This is a genomic window from Trichocoleus desertorum ATA4-8-CV12, from assembly GCA_019358975.1.
Taxonomy (GTDB): Bacteria; Cyanobacteriota; Cyanobacteriia; order FACHB-46; family FACHB-46; genus Trichocoleus; species Trichocoleus desertorum_A.
Map to the genome: position 1 here is coordinate 217,514 of JAHHIL010000002.1, position 15,108 is coordinate 232,621.

Sequence of the window (15,108 nt, forward strand, 5' to 3'; positions counted from 1 at the left end):
CCTGCACAAGCAGGCCAAACGGTCGTAGTTACTCAATCACAACCACTACATCCCCATGATCTCATAGCCAGAATCAACATACAGAATTTGCCCTGTCATGCCACTGGACAAATCGCTACACAGGAACGCCGCCGTATTGCCAACTTCCAGTTGAGTCACGGTGCGACGCAGGGGCGCAACTTCTTCGACGTGGTGAATCATATCCAGAATTCCTCCGACCGCAGAAGAAGCTAAAGTTCTAATTGGACCAGCGGAAATGCCATTAACTCGAATATTGTGGGGTCCGAGTTCTGCGGCGAGGTACTTAACGCTCATTTCTAGGCCCGCTTTAGCAATGCCCATAATGTTGTAGTTGGGCACCACCCGCACACCACCCAAGTAAGTCAAAGTAACAATGCTGCCACCTTCTGTCATCAAGGGTTTAGCCGCACCACTAAGCTGAATGAGCGAATAGGTGCTGATATCTAGCGCTGTCTTGAATCCTTGCCGCGAGGTATTGCTGAAGCCGCCGGACAAATCATCTTTATTGGCAAAGGCTAGACAGTGAACCAAGATATCGAGCTTGCCCCACTTCTCTTTCACAGTCTCAAACGTGGACTGAATCTGGGCATCATCTTGCACATTGCAAGGCACAAATAAGCTGGGTTGTAGTGGCTCAACCAGTTCTGCTACTTTTTTTTCCATCTTGCCCCGCTCATCGGGCAAATAGGTAATCCCTAAATTGGCACCCGCTTTATGGAGTTGTTGGGCAATTCCCCAAGCAATGGAGCGATTGTTAGCAATGCCTGTTACTAAGGCATTTTTTCCGGTCAGATTCAGCATGGCAATCTTTTTTCAAGGGCAATTACGAGAATAGTGACATACTCCCGACGCTGATGCTACGCATACAGAGCGGGCTTCTCAGTGACCCCTGGTATCCCATCGGGCGTTTCCTGAGCTTTAAGAACGGAATGACCTACCGCTCTGTGCTTGATATTAATTGCCGCGTTGTGGTCACGGTCTAGCGAACATCCGCAGTTAAGGCAGGAATGCCATCTATCTTGAATAGCTTTGGGAACCTTTTGACCACAACTTGAGCAGTCTTGAGTTGTGCCGTTGGGATTCACAGCAATCGTCATCAGTCCAGCATTTGCAGCTTTGAGTGAGAGAATTTGCAGGAACGTCCCCCATCCGGCATCATAGGTAGACTTAGCCATGCGAGTTCTGGCAATGCCCTTGATATTGAGTGCTTCATACCCAATATGCTTTCCTATGTTGAGCAGCTTTTTCGCTGTCTTGTAGTGAAAGTCTTTACGCTGATTGGCGACTTTTAAGTGAGCCTTAGAGACTCGCTTGATTGCTTTCTTGCAACGATTAGAACTCTTCTTTTTCCTAGATAGACCACGTTGTAACCGCTTCAAACGCTTCTCTGACCTGCGATAGGGTTGGGGAATAACAACCTCTTCTCCCTCGTCTGTGACCAGGAAAGACTTCAGCCCCATATCAATGCCGATGGTGTTATCCAGGGTTGGCAATTCGGGGTTGAGTTCTGGGACAGAGGCATCTTGCAATGACAGCGTTAGGTAGTAGCCATCAGCCTTTTTGGTGATTGCGGCAGTTTTGACTTTGAACCCCGCTGGAATGGGGCGATGCAAAATCACTTTCAACTCGCCAATCTTGGGTAGTTGAATTAAGTTTCCGTTGATATGCTCTGCTTTAACAGGATCAGGAAAGGCGAGGGAGCGGTATCTCCCAACCCCCTTGAAGCGTGGTCTACCACTACGTTTGCCATTACTGTCACCACTCAACCATCGGTCAAACGCCTTCTTGACTCGTGCAATTACGTCTTGCAAGGTATGAGAGGGAAGTTCTTGGTATTGGGGAAACAGCTTTTTGGAGTTCACAAGATCCCGTTTCTGCGAATAGAAATCGGGACGGTCTTTCAACTCTGGTAAGTGACAGATGAGCGGGCAAGCATTAATATCACAGCGATTTTGCTCGTACCAGTTGAACCGCTCTGCTAGGCGATAGTTGTATTGACGGCGGCAAAGTTCAAGCCAGTGATCAATCGTGGCTTGCTGGGCGGCGGTCAATCTTAATCGGTACTGATAGGCGGTTCGCATATTACTATTGTAATGCAGATACAACTAAGGCTGCAATACATGAAAAGCATTTCTGTACGGATTTCTGATATTGAAAAGCAGCATTTAGATGAATATTGTCGTCTTACGGAGCGAACCCAAAGCGATGTTTTAAGGCAGTACATCAGGAGTTTGTCTGTCTCCGGGGTGTTGAACCCTATCGACAGACCCGCAATTCTTCCCGATGCCCACCCTAACGGATAGAGCGCGGGGCTGCTTGCGGATTTATCTCAGCTTCGAGAGGGCTGCATAGTGCTGCATAGTCTTGAGGGCGATTCCGAGCACTCTATCTTTGGGAGGAGTAAGATAAGGTCTAATATAGTACGCTTACAGCCACTATCCGTTCACCCATATTCTCCAAAGCAGAGTCTAAATTCTTAGAACATTGGCGATCGCTCTTAGATTGTGTATCAAATAGAACAAAAAATGAGTCTGGAGTAAGTTTAAGTGTTCTAAAGTCATCAATTGCTTACAGTTGGCTCACCTTCGTAAGGTTCATCTCCAGACGAGCGGCCCATGAAGGTTGGAGAAGGGCATCGCAAAGGTAAAAGGATATGGTAATGACGCAGGATCGGCCATTAGCATCTGTGTTTCGTCAGTTGGGAGGGGGAGCATTTCCTCCCGTAATCGAAACATTTGATCGAGGCAAGACGATTTTCTTCCCTGGTGATCCAGCGGAGCGGGTCTACTTTTTGGTCAAAGGTGCAGTTAAGCTGTCTCGCGTTTATGAAGCGGGCGAAGAAATCACTGTGGCCTTGCTACGGGAAAATAGCGTTTTTGGAGTTCTCTCTCTGATTACGGGCAACCGCTCCGATCGCTTTTATCACGCAGTTGCCTTCACCCCGGCGGAGTTACTCTCGGTGCCTATTGAGCAGGTGGAGAAAGCCCTCAAGGATAACCCAGAGCTATCCATGCTGATGTTGCAAGGGTTGTCCTCGCGCATCTTGCAAACGGAGATGATGATTGAAACGCTGGCCCATCGGGATATGGGATCACGCCTCGTCAGCTTCTTACTCATTCTCTGTCGTGATTTTGGAGTTCCTGGCGCTGAGGGGATCACGATTGATTTGAAGTTGTCACATCAGGCGATCGCTGAGGCCATTGGCTCTACCCGCGTCACGGTCACTCGCCTCCTCGGAGATCTGCGGCAGGAGCAGATGATTTCTATCCATAAGAAAAAAATTACTGTCCATAATCCTGTCGCCCTTAGTCAACAGTTCAGTTGATCTGCTATGGTTAACCTCTGGTGACAACAAGTGCTTACAACGACTTGAATACAGCGTTTTGAGCCATGAATCAGCGCGAAGCAGTAGCAGTGGTTCTAGCGAAAAACTAGGCAGTCGAATTTCCCGCAGTAGGGAGATCACTGTAACTTCTGTGCACTCGGCGCTCTTGTCATGGCCCTGACGTGTGATTGGCACACAAAACTGCCAAGGCATGAGATAGGCTGTATCTGAGTTGGGTGTGGGCTGAATGGCTTCCTGAGGGTAGATGACCAGCGGGTACATCTTAATTGTGGCAATTTTGGTATTAGGAGGTGTGATTGCAACGGTTGGCGATCGCATCGGTACTCGTGTCGGTAAAGCGCGGCTCAGCCTCTTCAATCTGCGGCCCCGGAAGACAGCGGTTCTAGTCACAATTGCGACGGGTGGCATTATTTCTGCCTCGACTCTCGCGATCTTATTTACTGTCAGTGAGCAACTGCGAACCGGGGTTTTTGAGCTAGGCAAGATCCAATCAAGCTTGTCAGAAGCGCGAGGAGATTTAGAACAAACAAGAAACCAAAAAAAACAAGTCGAGCAAGAACTCACCAAAGCTCGCGCAGAGCAAGTTTCGGCTCAGCAACGGCTCGATCGGATCAATTTATTTCTGAAAGCCGCGATCGCTAGACAATCTACCACAGAAGCACAGCTCAACCGTACTCAAACCCAGCTCAGCCGAGTGGAGGTGGAGAGAGCGCGCACAGAAGCACAGCTCGATCAAACCCAGAGCCAGCTTAGTCGAGCTGAAGATGAAAAGTCGCGCATCGAAGCTGTAAAAAACCGTACCGAAGCAGAATTGAGCCGTACGCAAAACCAGCTCAGCTCAGTTTCTCGGCAAGCCACTGGTCTGCGTTCAGAAATTACCAGACTTGATAATGAACGCAAAAAATTAATTGAAGAAACCCGAGACCTAGAAATCCAGCAAGCTGATTTAGAGAAAGCAGTCCAAACTTTACAGCAGTATTACCAGTACTACCAAGCACGCTACGAATCCTTGAGGCAAGGAAATGTGGCGCTCTTCCGGGGGCAAGTGTTATCAGCAGGTGTAGTGCGAATTGTGGGCAGCACAGGAGCCCAGCAAGCGGTAGACCGACTATTGCGAGAAGCTAACCGCAACGCCAGTAAACTAACGCGCCCCGGGATCAACCAAGACAGCGAACAAATCATTCAAATTACTCGCTCGGAAGTGGAGCAACTCGCAGACCAGATTGAAGACGGTCGAGATTACGTCGTCCGCATTTTATCGGCTGGCAACTATGTGCTAGGAGAAAAAAACGTTCAGGTAGTTGCTAGTGTCACCCCAAACCAAGTTGTGTTTCTATCTGGGGATGTCATTGCTGCTGCTTCCGTTGATCCTTCTACGATGAGTGAAGCTGATATTCAAAGGCGGATTGAACTGCTGCTAGCTGCAACAGAATTTCGGGCGCGAGGGGCAGGGGTCTTGGCTGAAGGAGTCCAGGTTGCGGCAGTGGGTACTAGTGTCACCGCCATTCTTAACTTTGCTGAACAGCTAAAACAGTATCGGCAACCGTTAGATTTGAGGGTAGTCACTACCGATGTCACCTATACCGCAGGGCCGCTTCGAGTAGAGTTGTTGGCGATTCAGAATGGTCAAGTTGTGCTGAGCACTAGCCGGGAGATTCCGCAGTCACCCCGTCCCACTCCCAACAATAGTTCACCATCGGCACCTAGCCCTCCAACTCCTGCACCTAGCCCTCCAACTCCTGCACCTAGCCCTCTGGTGCCTGCACCTAGCCCTCCCACTCCTACGTCAGAAAATGGCTTAACTGAAGAGGAAGATGATGCTGATGCCGACACTCAAAATTCAGCCCCAACTCCTACAGGCAATCCTGCTCCTCAACCATCGGATTCTCCTGATCTTCCCTTCTTCGGTCCTGACGATTTTTAAGGATGGCTCGTTAGAATAAAGCAGGTACTGCTGAGATGTCTGACTATTCGCTCATCCTGCTGGAAGATTATTAAAATTTCATGGTCTTGAATCCTGCCCTCAATGCTGATCAGCCAATTATTTTAGGCTTTGATCCGGGCCGTCAGAAATGTGGCTTAGCTGCTATGGGGGTAGACCGCACCTTGCGTTACCACCAGGTGATTGCAGCGGATGAAGTGGTAGCAACCATTGAACAGCTCCAGAAACAATTGCCCATCTCGATTGTGGTCATGGGCGACCAGACAACTGCCAAAGATTGGAAGCAAAAGCTGAGCAGTGATTTGTCGGACCCTTTGAGAGTTGTTTTGGTAGATGAGCGCTACAGCAGCCTAGAAGCCCGCGATCGCTACTGGAAGATGTACCCGCCTAAAGGCCTGTATCGCTTAATTCCTCAAGGAATGCGAACTCCACCGCGATCGCTGGATGATATTGTGGCAATTTTGCTAATTGAGCGTTATTTAGAGCGCTTAGTGGCCTCTGCTTAGACTTGAGTTTAGAGCTGGGCGCGAATCGTGAATGAGTAGTCACCACCCGGTTCTAATTGATAGTCACATTTCTCTAAGAAGCGCCCTAAGGGTTCCTGAATCAAAGCCCGTCCCAAAGAAGGCTGCACTGACAAGTTGCCTTGCCGAAAGCACCATTGAAATTGCCATTCAAATTGATTGGCTTTGACTTCTCCCTCAATCTTGCCCTGTTGCCACGACTGATGCGTGATCCGGACATGAGCAGTGGTTTCAGGTAGACGGTTAGAACTCACAGTCTCTAATTATCTCACTACAGGCTTACTAGCTACCTGGGCCTCCGCTTCCAGCACCCACAATACCAAACCTTTCGCAACCTGGGTAAAGACAACTATATTTCCCTTAGTAACCAAGCGCGTCGCTGCTCTTTGAGCCGCCTCCAGCGAAGCAAAAAACCGGACGTAACTATAAAAGTACCCTTGATAATAAATGGCACTCATTGGCTTGGGCATGTTGGGCAGTTGAATATGGCACCGTTTCACCAACCGTTGATCTAGGATCGCAGGCGATGTAGCAGCGCTCTCAGCCAGAAAAAAGGGATCGGAACTATCCAGCATGAAGGCTTCTCCTGAAATGGTGGCAAACCCCTAGGCCAAATTTGATCTGTCCTGGGTACGAATTACAGTAGCCTCAAGCAATGGCTATTTCCGTTTATTTGTGCCGTCCAGTAAATGCCAATGTACCTGAGTTTGCTTAACTCAGCCAACCGTTAAAGCACAGATTTAGGCTCTCAGGAGACTTGTCTCAAACTTTGGTACTCACCACAGAGCGCCCATTGTAGAGACTCATGGCTTTTTCAAAGCCTTGCTTGAGACTCAGCTCTACAGCGTCTACCGTCATCTCTAGAACCTGAGTGATCACTTGAGCTTCAGTGGGGGCAAATCGGCCTAAGACGTGAGACACAGCATCCTGAGTGGCTATGTTTTCATCCTTAGGACTACCAATGCCAATTCGCAAACGAGGGAAATTTTGGGTGCCTAGGTGAGCGATCGCTGACTTCATGCCGTTCTGCCCACCCGCCGATCCAGACAGGCGCAACCGGATTTTACCTACAGGCAAATCCATATCGTCGTAGATCACCAGCACCGACTCTGGGGGCAACTTATACCAATCCACTACAGCTCGAATCGACTGGCCCGAAAGATTCATGTAAGTCAGAGGTTTGAGCAAGCGAGTTTTATTACCTCGCACCCCTGGCCCCTCACCAAAGACACCTTGGAACTTGCGATTTTCCGACAGTGAAATGTGCCAGGCGCGGGCGAGAGCGTCAATGGCCGCAAAACCAATATTATGGCGGGTTTGCTCGTATTTAGCGCCCGGATTTCCGAGTCCCACAATTAATTGCGGCACCACCAGTTTGGGTGTCGAAGTAGCCTCTGTCATTTGCTTTCAATCACTAATCTTTCGGCACTCAATCTTTCGGCTAGTGGTTCAGCTAGCTAGTCACTTCGTCTGAAGCGGCAGCTGTTACTGCCTCATTTGCTTCTGCCTGGGTCGCTGTCTCGGAAGCGGCTGGCGAGAGCGCAGGCTGAGTTGGAGGTTCTAGTTTGGCCTCCATTGGCTCAGTCACAATCTGCTCTAACCGTTCAGCTTCCCGCTTAAATTCATTCTCGAACTCTTTAGAGGCGTCTTGAAAGCCCCGAATCGCCTTTCCTAAGCTCCGACCGATCTCTGGCAACTTCTTTGGCCCAAAAATCAGCAAAGCCAAAGCCATAATCAGCGCCATCTCCGGTAGGCCGATGCCAAAAATATTCACGCCAGTTCCTCCTAGTCAAATCCCGGACGGCTCAGTTCTTCTCTGGAGCATTGCCCAGAAATTTGGCCTTCCTTTAGTATAAAGCCAACAAAAAACCCGGTCGAAACCGGGAACATCTAGATACTGAACTCTAAGCCCTAGGCACGCAATGGCACTAGCCGCCTAAGCTTCTCCAGTCTACATCGACGTTTTCAATCAACAACGAGGAATTGTAAACCTGCAAGATGATCAGTAAGAAGACAAAAAATAGCAGCATAAAAACGCCCATTAGCGGCGTGGTACCCCAACCGGGCGCGACCTTACCGTATTCAGAATTCAAAGGCTTGAGAACATCTCCCAACCAAGTGCGTTGAGCCATGGGTCACCTGTATGTGGATCTCGACAGAACTTTTTAATGCTTAGTAATTAAGACTTTAGCAGAATCTGGAAGCATAAAAAAACTCGACTATCGTACCAACTCCGAAAACAGAGCTTTAACTAACTTCACATTCTGAAGTGAGAGAATTTTATCGTAGCTCGAAGCCAACGTTTGAGTCGGTTGCAAGCGGCACAGCGATTGGGAGAGGGGAGCCGAGCGGAGTCCAACAGATCTGGGCAAAACAGCAGCGTGTTTGTAATTGCAGGAGAGAATGTCCCCTTCTACTCGCAAGCGATCGCTGATTCGTGCTCTAAAAGGGGTGCACTATCTGAGAAAGCTCAGAACTGGGGGGCGATTGCTTGCGGGAGTATGTCACCTTTGCGAGCGAGTATTTGTACTTGTAGCTTGAAATGCTCTACTTACAAGCATTCAGCTACCTCGTTGCACTAACACTCAAGTTATGCACCTTCCAAAGTGACATGCACCCATCGCTTGCTCTATAGATATTTAACTAACGCAAGTTTCCTAACCAACACAAATCAATGTTCATCAAGAGTTTTAGGCTACTCAACTACAAGTCCTATATAGATTCTGAATTATTAGAATTTGGCCCTGGCCTTAATATAATAATTGGACAAAATAACTCAGGGAAAACAGCGCTTCTAGAAGCTTTAACACTTAGGCTTACAAGTACTCCAAATCGCAGTATAAAAAAACTGCCAAATCGTTTCTCGAAACTTGAGCAACCATCTAATGCTGATATCACTTTAGCTCTGGATAAAAATGAACTACGTGAATTTTTAGAACAAGTACAATCTCCACTGTGCCTGCCTGAACCCGGAGGTGAAAGTTGGAACGCAAACCTAGAGACAGTTAGTAGCTTGATAGGCTCTTTTTAAAAGTGGCTAAATGAGCCAAATTCAATAAGATGGGAATTAACCCTCTCTAGCGACCTTAGAGGCGAAATAGAAGCAGGGAAAATCACACAGAATCTTCTGTTCAATTTTTATTCTCACGCTGACTTACCAAATGTCGATGAAAATGAAAATTACTCGTATATTGAGTTCTTCAATGATAACTATGCTGGACTCTATGTAGGTCCTGTATATATACATCAAACTTCTTGGGAGGTGCCCGACTATAGTGAGTGGGTTGACTATCATATTCTTAAGGGAAGTTATAAATTAGCTATATCATATCAAGTGTTTGAGCTGTTTAGAAATAGAATCTATCGTTTTTACGCTGAGCGATTGAATGTCGGAATTTGCGGTTATACAGGTAGTGCTGATCTCAAGCCAGATGCGTCTAATCTTGCAGAAGTCATTCATTTACTGCCGAATAAAAATCCCTCAAAGTTTTCATTGCTAAATAGATTCCTCTCAGATGTATTCCCACATATAGAATACGTTTCTTCGATTGAGAAAGAAGATTCTAAAGTTGAAATTAGGTTGTGGACGATAGAAGCAGCACGTGAAGGTAGGGAAGATCTAACATTCCCGCTTTCAGATTGTGGAACTGGAATTAGTCAAGTTTTGGCAATTCTCTACGTTGTTATAACATCACAACTGCCAAGAACAATTATTATTGATGAGCCTCAATCCTTTCTACATCCTGGAGCCGCCAAAAAGCTGATCGAGATTCTAAAAGAATTTCCACAGCATCAGTATTTCATTGCCACTCATTCACCAATGCTGATTACAGCCGCTAATCCAGCTCGGATCATCAAGCTTTCTTATGATGGCTGTGAAACAAAAGCATCTATTATCTATCCTGATGAAACCACTGAGCAGCGTTCTATCTTAGCTGAAGTTGGAGTTAGATTATCTGATGTCTTCGGAGCAGATAACATTTTGTGGGTAGAGGGGCCGACTGAGGAGCAGTGTTTTCCCCTGATCCTAGAAAAAGTTGCAAAAAGAATACTTAGAGGAACTGTAATTTTATCTGTTAAAAATACAGGCGACTTAGAAGGGAAAAATTCTCGTCTGATCTTTGATATCTATGACAAGCTGAGCGGCGGCAGCAGTTTATTTCCACCTGCCATCGGCTTTATTCTCGATCGTGAAGGCAAGACTAAGCAGCAAATGGAGGATCTTAAGCGACGAAGCTCTAACGCAATTGAATTCTTGCCCAGACGGATGTATGAGAACTACTTACTTATTTCTAAGGCCATTACTGATGTAATCAATAAAAACGATCCATTACGGGAAAGTTTGCTGGTTGAGCAAGAGGTGCAGGAATGGATTGATCAAAAAAGGCAAGCTGGAGACTATATAAAAAGTGCAAACCCAGAGAACCTATCCGAATCTGAATGGTTTGAGAGAGTAGATGCATCTAAGCTCCTCAAGGATCTCTTCATCACTCTATCTGAAGCAAGGGTTCAATTTTCAAAACCTAAGCACTCTTATGAACTCACGTCTTGGATAGTTAACCACCAACCTGAGCGTTTCTTAGATCTAGCGAAATTCCTTGAAGGAAGGCTGGATAGCGCTTAGCCAGTAGGTTGTTCACCACGTGCTGCGATCGCGAAACAACAACCTTACCCGACTAAAATGATGGGTCATCGCCTGGGCATGTAATGAATTGTTTCTAAATATGTTACGGAATATTATCATAGAGAAACAGTCCTCATAATCGAGCGAACTCATGGAACCCGCAGCCGTTCTTAGCATTTCTGTTTGTGCCGTCGTCATTGCCATTACTGGCCTTTCAATCTATACCTCCTTTGGCCCTCCCTCTAAAGAATTGAGCGATCCCTTTGAAGACCACGAAGATTAGAGTTTGCTAGAGGAGTCAGACGGTGCTGAGTTCTCGATTGCACAAACAATTACCCGAAGCTGGCCTGCTCTTGCAGGCTCATTTTTTTAATTCTCTAAAGTTCGTTTCCTTGGAGTTGCCTCTAGGAACTCCCAAAAATGCGATCGCCCACTCCTGTCCTAGATCTGCCTCATTCAGTAGAAATACCAGTACCTTGATGAGAAGTTAACGATTAAGCCTGAGGATGGTACGGAGTTCTCTTTTTAACTCAAAGCGTTACGCTCTGGTATAAATAGTGCACCGCTAGCCAATGAGCTAGACGCTAATGGGTGATTTTGTGAATGAGCAAGGAACTCTTTCTGCAACAACCAATTGGAGTCAGAGTTCCGAACTAGCTGTAGAGAGTCCTCAACAACTACTCGCAGAAAATTTACTCAGGCAAGGAGTGGAGCAACTCCAGGCCAATCATCTGGAGGCTGCATTACCACTGTGCTACGAAGCTCTCAACTTGTATCAGAGTCTGCAAGACGTTAGAGGGATCGCTCAGGCATTGGGCAGCCTCAGCAGCGTTCACTATGCTCTGGGCGAATATGGCAAAACGATTGAATTTGCTCAGCAACGACTGGCGATCGCACGGCAACTAGACGATCAGCGGGGTGAAGGACAAGCACTCGGGCATTTAGGAAATGCCTATCGCCACGTTAAGGATCACACCAAAGCCATTGAGTACTCGCATCAAAGCTTACTAGTGGCTCAAGAAATTCAAGACCGTCGAGCTGAAGTTGCAGCTCTGAACAATTTAGGATTGGCCTACAAGACCTTAGGGGATTGTATGAAAGCCATTGAGTACCAGCAGCAAAGCTTACAAGTTTCGCGAGAACTTCAAGACGAAAAAATTGAAGGGCAAGTTCTGCGAAATCTAGGTAATGCTTACTACGCTCTGGGCAACTACACCGAAGCAATTGAATACTACGAACAGCGCTTAGCAATTGCCCAGGCCGCTCAAGACCACAAAACCGAGGGTCAGGTTTTAAGAAATTTGGGTAGTGCTTATGCCGCCCTGGAGAATTACGCTAAAGCCGTTGAGTATTTGCAACGACGACTCGCGATCGCTCAGGCAGTCCAAGACTACCGAGGGATTGAGCAATCTCTGGGTAGTTTGGGAGTGGCGTACGAAGCCTTAGGTAACTATGCCAAAGCGGTGGAACATTACGAGCAACGCTTAGCGATCGCGCGGCAACTACACGACCCTCAAGCAGAGCGTCAAGCCCTGGGTAGCCTCAAAATGGCTTGTTATGCCTTGGGGGACTACGCTAAAGCTGTGGAATATTCTATGGTCTAGCGCCCAGCGTAAGCGTTGATGGGTTCCTTAATAAAGCGAATGTAGAGATGCCTAAACGTAGACTTGAGCACGCGGGGCATCGCGAAATCGATCGCCATCATGCGAGTAGGTAGCTGCCAATCTAGGATCTTGAGGTCTTCGGGCCGCAAATGCGGAAACTGCATATCTGCTGGCTCTACGTTTAGCCCTAACCGTTGAGCTGCCGCTGTGATAGGCACTGTGGTGGGGTCAACATTGAGGATTTCGAGCAAGGCGCGATCGAGCGCAAAGACATTGGTGGAGGCTCCAATCACGCCTAGATGCCGAGGCTCACCCCCACTAGGGCCATTACCTTCGTGGCCAATAATGCCATCGACAATGGTGAGATCAGGGGCGATCGCCCGGGCTGTCTCGACTAACATTTCACCAAAGCGCTGGCTGTCTTTGCCCGCTTCCATGTGCCACCAAGCTTTCATTTTGCCAGGGACACAGCCGAATAGATTCTTGACCGCTAAGGTCAAAGTCAGTTGGACGTGGGATTTCACCTTGGGCAGGTTAATCACCACATCCGCATCCATCACTTCTTTAGACAGCAATAAATGATTGAAGTTGGCGCTGACGGTTTCATACCGTTTGCCGCTAAATTCCACAATCGGTAAGTTGAGTTCTTCAATCAAAGGCAAATAGCCATTGGCTACGGCAACGCCTCTAGCGCTACCAAAGGCGGGGCTATCTCCTAGAAATGGCTGTCCCCCTGCGGCCTGAACCATTTCCGCGACACAGTAAACTAGTTCGGCGCGAGTAATACATTCTTTACCAGGACGCGCCCCTGTCAGCAAATTGGGTTTCAACAAGACGCGATCGCCTGGTTTGACGAAGGCACTGATGCCACCTAAAGGTTCTAGTAATCGCTCCACGCTGGCTCGGAGTTCTTGCAGGTCGTAGGAGTCAGCTCGCAATAAACTGACAGAAGGCTGTAATGGCGTCATGGTCAAGCAGAAGGATGGGTAAAGATGATGGGTGAAACAGAGAGAACGGGCTGTTAGATAGCATAGAGGCCAATCTAGATTTCACCCCTAATCGATCGCGATAGTCAATCCCTATCGAGGTCGATTTAGCGCAGTCACCCACTGGGCTTCTGAGAGTACCCCTTCCCCTTCGAGCGAGGTGATCGGTGGCTTCATCTCAATTTTCACCACTTGGCTGGCATTGATGAAGAGAGTTTCGTCTGGCAGTTTGACAACCCACCACCCTTCACTCAGAAACCGCCGAATTTCTTGCCGAATGTCTTGTCGGGTCACTCCCGGCTCAGTCAAATGATGAATATTGAAAGAGTCTGACTGGCCGTTCAAGTAGTGAAAGGTAATGTAAGTCGGAGTTGGCTCGGAGTCCTGGCTATACATAGGCCCTCTTACTAATGTTTGCAATTCAGAAATGATTCATCTTAGGTTGAACCGTTCGGAGATGGGTATTTTCGTACCTTTTCTTTGAGAATTATGGGCATTCTCGGTCACGATTCTCTCAGCAGCTCAACGAAGGCGATCGCCCTTAAGTGGCAGTTTTGGACTTGGGCATCGCGCTCATTTGCTCTAGATCTAGAACTTTAGCCAATTCTTCAGGGTTCATTAAACCTTGCTCCAGCACAATCTGACGCAGGGATTTGCCTGTTTCCAAAGACTCTTTGGCGATCGCGGCGGCGTTGAGATAACCAATGTGAGGATTCAAAGCGGTTACCAAGGCTAAGCTACCTTCAGCGTAGTCAGCACAGCGATCGCGATTGGCTGTAATGCCGTTGATGCACCGCTCGCTCAAGGCTGCTAACGTGTTGCCTAGAATTTCGATGCTTTGAATCAGGTTATAAGCAATCAGCGGCATCATCACATTCAGTTCTAGTTGTCCCGCCTGAGCGGCCAGAGCGATCGCGGTGTCGTAGCCCATGACTTGGAAGCAAACCATTGAGGTCATCTCAGCCATCACTGGGTTGTACTTTCCAGGCATGATCGAAGAACCCGGTTGTACAGGCGGCAGTTGAATTTCCTTGAGGCCAGTTTTGGGGCCAGAGTCCATCAAGCGCAAGTCGTGAGAAATTTTGACGCAATCTTGGGCTAAATTCCGCAACGCCCCCGACACATTCACAAACGGAGCCATGCTCTGCATTGCGGCCATCAAGTGAGGGGCAGGACGTAGAGGTTGGTTGAGTAACTGGGACAAAATTTGAGCGACGCGATCGCAATACTGAGGATGGGTGTTTAGCCCAGTGCCCGCAGCGCTACCGCCCAAACCCAACAGCATCAGATCTTGCGAGGCAGTTTCTAAGCGAGTCAAATGGTCGGTCAAAATTTGCGCCCAAGCTCGAAAGTTTTCCCCCAAGCGCACAGGTACAGCATCTTGTAAGTGAGTCCGACCAGAGCGCACAATATCTTGGAACTCCTCAGCTTTCGTGTCCAGTGCCGCGATCGCCCCAGACAAAGCAGGGTAAAGCGTATGTTCTAGCGCCAGTAGCCCGCCAATCCGAATGGCAGTGGGGATGACATCATTCGTTGATTGACCATAGTTGACATGGTCGTTGGGATTGACCCGCTTGTAATTGCCTTTCTCGTCACCCAAAAGCTCTAAAGCGCGGTTCGCCAAGACTTCATTTATATTCATGTGGTGCGAGGTGCCCGCTCCTGCTTGATACACATCCACCACAAACTGGTCACGCAACTTCCCAGTCAACACTTCATCGGTTGCCTGCACGATCGCTTGAGCAATCTCCTGGGGAATACAGCCTAGCTCACCATTGGCGATCGCTGTTGCTTTTTTAATCAGTACGCAGGCATCCACATAAGTCGGCAAAGGCTTGAGACCACTGATGGGAAAGTTCTCGATCGCCCGTAGCGTTTGAATTCCGTAATAAGTTTCGGCTGGAATTTGTCGTTCTCCCATTGAGTCCCGCTCAATTCGGAAAGACATATTTCCTAGTGCATTCATCATGACTTGCCCATCCTGGTGTAACAGCGACCAAAGCTCAAAATCCGTACAATGCCTGAAACAGTTAAGACATTTGTCTGATTAGTTTATCTGTC

The 15,108-nt window shown here is 47.9% G+C and carries 18 protein-coding genes; 8 read left to right on the forward strand and 10 right to left on the reverse strand.

The annotated features are described in order from the left end of the window. Positions 1–45: 45 nt before the first annotated feature. On the reverse strand, positions 46–822 hold the full coding sequence (fabI, locus tag KME12_03560) for an enoyl-ACP reductase FabI (GenBank protein ID MBW4486850.1): 777 nt from the start codon (positions 820–822) through the stop codon (positions 46–48). A gap of 56 nt (positions 823–878) precedes the next feature. Continuing rightward, entirely contained in the window at positions 879–2,102 is a 1,224-nt protein-coding gene (locus KME12_03565) for a transposase (GenBank protein ID MBW4486851.1), read from the reverse strand. A gap of 39 nt (positions 2,103–2,141) precedes the next feature. Here KME12_03565 and KME12_03570 point away from each other — a divergent pair, with 39 nt between their 5' ends. The 4 genes from KME12_03570 (at position 2,142) to KME12_03585 (ending at position 5,815) form a co-directional block, all read left to right on the forward strand. Continuing rightward, entirely contained in the window at positions 2,142–2,324 is a 183-nt protein-coding gene (locus KME12_03570) for a hypothetical protein (GenBank protein ID MBW4486852.1), read from the forward strand. A 350-nt stretch (positions 2,325–2,674) separates the two neighbouring features. Continuing rightward, positions 2,675–3,346, forward strand: a complete 672-nt coding sequence (ntcA, locus tag KME12_03575; GenBank protein MBW4486853.1) for a global nitrogen regulator NtcA — start codon at positions 2,675–2,677, stop codon at positions 3,344–3,346. A gap of 265 nt (positions 3,347–3,611) precedes the next feature. Then, the gene (locus tag KME12_03580) at positions 3,612–5,291 is read left to right on the forward strand and encodes a DUF3084 domain-containing protein (GenBank protein ID MBW4486854.1); all 1,680 of its coding nucleotides are present in this window, start codon (positions 3,612–3,614) and stop codon (positions 5,289–5,291) included. 80 nt (positions 5,292–5,371) lie between these two features. Then, positions 5,372–5,815: a pre-16S rRNA-processing nuclease YqgF gene (locus KME12_03585; protein MBW4486855.1), complete on the forward strand. Its 444-nt coding sequence runs from the start codon at positions 5,372–5,374 to the stop codon at positions 5,813–5,815. Between the two features lie 8 nt (positions 5,816–5,823). Here the strand turns inward: KME12_03585 and KME12_03590 are convergent, their stop codons facing one another. The 5 genes from KME12_03590 to psbH all read right to left on the reverse strand — a co-directional run bounded on the left by KME12_03590 (position 5,824) and on the right by psbH (position 7,965). Then, positions 5,824–6,087 carry a DUF3146 family protein gene (locus tag KME12_03590; GenBank protein MBW4486856.1) on the reverse strand — a complete coding sequence of 88 codons (264 nt, stop codon included), beginning with the start codon at positions 6,085–6,087 and terminating at the stop codon, positions 5,824–5,826. Positions 6,088–6,096: 9 nt separating this feature from the next. Further along, complete coding sequence (locus tag KME12_03595; GenBank protein MBW4486857.1) at positions 6,097–6,408, reverse strand: hypothetical protein; 312 nt, start codon at positions 6,406–6,408, stop codon at positions 6,097–6,099. Positions 6,409–6,595: 187 nt separating this feature from the next. After that, positions 6,596–7,234: an aminoacyl-tRNA hydrolase gene (pth, locus tag KME12_03600; GenBank protein MBW4486858.1), complete on the reverse strand. Its 639-nt coding sequence runs from the start codon at positions 7,232–7,234 to the stop codon at positions 6,596–6,598. A 52-nt stretch (positions 7,235–7,286) separates the two neighbouring features. Then, positions 7,287–7,607, reverse strand: a complete 321-nt coding sequence (locus KME12_03605) for a TatA/E family twin arginine-targeting protein translocase (GenBank protein MBW4486859.1) — start codon at positions 7,605–7,607, stop codon at positions 7,287–7,289. 154 nt (positions 7,608–7,761) lie between these two features. Next, positions 7,762–7,965, reverse strand: a complete 204-nt coding sequence (gene psbH / locus KME12_03610) for a photosystem II reaction center protein PsbH (protein ID MBW4486860.1) — start codon at positions 7,963–7,965, stop codon at positions 7,762–7,764. Between the two features lie 542 nt (positions 7,966–8,507). Here psbH and KME12_03615 point away from each other — a divergent pair. The 4 genes from KME12_03615 (at position 8,508) to KME12_03630 (ending at position 12,061) form a co-directional block, all read left to right on the forward strand. Further along, positions 8,508–8,864, forward strand: a complete 357-nt coding sequence (locus tag KME12_03615) for an AAA family ATPase (GenBank protein MBW4486861.1) — start codon at positions 8,508–8,510, stop codon at positions 8,862–8,864. 231 nt (positions 8,865–9,095) lie between these two features. Beyond that, the gene (locus tag KME12_03620) at positions 9,096–10,457 is read left to right on the forward strand and encodes an AAA family ATPase (protein ID MBW4486862.1); all 1,362 of its coding nucleotides are present in this window, start codon (positions 9,096–9,098) and stop codon (positions 10,455–10,457) included. A gap of 151 nt (positions 10,458–10,608) precedes the next feature. Next, positions 10,609–10,740, forward strand: coding sequence for a photosystem II reaction center protein PsbN (psbN, locus tag KME12_03625; protein ID MBW4486863.1), 132 nt, complete (start codon positions 10,609–10,611; stop codon positions 10,738–10,740). 304 nt (positions 10,741–11,044) lie between these two features. Further along, positions 11,045–12,061, forward strand: coding sequence for a tetratricopeptide repeat protein (locus KME12_03630; protein MBW4486864.1), 1,017 nt, complete (start codon positions 11,045–11,047; stop codon positions 12,059–12,061). On the opposite strand, the gene KME12_03635 is transcribed toward KME12_03630, so the two are convergent. From KME12_03635 to KME12_03645, 3 genes are all read right to left on the reverse strand, one after another. Next, positions 12,058–13,029: a DUF362 domain-containing protein gene (locus KME12_03635; protein MBW4486865.1), complete on the reverse strand. Its 972-nt coding sequence runs from the start codon at positions 13,027–13,029 to the stop codon at positions 12,058–12,060. The two genes, KME12_03630 and KME12_03635, sit on opposite strands and share 4 nt — an antisense overlap. A gap of 111 nt (positions 13,030–13,140) precedes the next feature. Then, positions 13,141–13,443 (reverse strand): hypothetical protein, encoded by a 303-nt coding sequence (locus tag KME12_03640; protein ID MBW4486866.1) that lies wholly within the window; start codon positions 13,441–13,443, stop codon positions 13,141–13,143. Between the two features lie 145 nt (positions 13,444–13,588). After that, positions 13,589–14,995 carry an aspartate ammonia-lyase gene (locus tag KME12_03645; protein MBW4486867.1) on the reverse strand — a complete coding sequence of 469 codons (1,407 nt, stop codon included), beginning with the start codon at positions 14,993–14,995 and terminating at the stop codon, positions 13,589–13,591. Positions 14,996–15,108 lie beyond the last annotated feature (113 nt).

Bases quoted from the DNA above. Each gene is read 5' to 3' on its own strand.
- psbN (MBW4486863.1), top strand. From the start codon at position 10,609: ATGGAACCCGCAGCCGTTCTTAGCATTTCTGTTTGTGCCGTCGTCATT.
- KME12_03640 (MBW4486866.1), bottom strand. From the start codon at position 13,443: ATGTATAGCCAGGACTCCGAGCCAACTCCGACTTACATTACCTTTCAC.
- KME12_03630 (MBW4486864.1), top strand. From the start codon at position 11,045: ATGGGTGATTTTGTGAATGAGCAAGGAACTCTTTCTGCAACAACCAAT.
- KME12_03580 (MBW4486854.1), top strand. From the start codon at position 3,612: ATGACCAGCGGGTACATCTTAATTGTGGCAATTTTGGTATTAGGAGGT.
- KME12_03595 (MBW4486857.1), bottom strand. From the start codon at position 6,408: ATGCTGGATAGTTCCGATCCCTTTTTTCTGGCTGAGAGCGCTGCTACA.
- KME12_03565 (MBW4486851.1), bottom strand. From the start codon at position 2,102: ATGCGAACCGCCTATCAGTACCGATTAAGATTGACCGCCGCCCAGCAA.
- KME12_03615 (MBW4486861.1), top strand. From the start codon at position 8,508: ATGTTCATCAAGAGTTTTAGGCTACTCAACTACAAGTCCTATATAGAT.
- KME12_03645 (MBW4486867.1), bottom strand. From the start codon at position 14,995: ATGTCTTTCCGAATTGAGCGGGACTCAATGGGAGAACGACAAATTCCA.
- fabI (MBW4486850.1), bottom strand. From the start codon at position 822: ATGCTGAATCTGACCGGAAAAAATGCCTTAGTAACAGGCATTGCTAAC.
- ntcA (MBW4486853.1), top strand. From the start codon at position 2,675: ATGGTAATGACGCAGGATCGGCCATTAGCATCTGTGTTTCGTCAGTTG.
- KME12_03635 (MBW4486865.1), bottom strand. From the start codon at position 13,029: ATGACGCCATTACAGCCTTCTGTCAGTTTATTGCGAGCTGACTCCTAC.
- KME12_03585 (MBW4486855.1), top strand. From the start codon at position 5,372: ATGGTCTTGAATCCTGCCCTCAATGCTGATCAGCCAATTATTTTAGGC.
- pth (MBW4486858.1), bottom strand. From the start codon at position 7,234: ATGACAGAGGCTACTTCGACACCCAAACTGGTGGTGCCGCAATTAATT.
- KME12_03570 (MBW4486852.1), top strand. From the start codon at position 2,142: ATGAAAAGCATTTCTGTACGGATTTCTGATATTGAAAAGCAGCATTTA.
- psbH (MBW4486860.1), bottom strand. From the start codon at position 7,965: ATGGCTCAACGCACTTGGTTGGGAGATGTTCTCAAGCCTTTGAATTCT.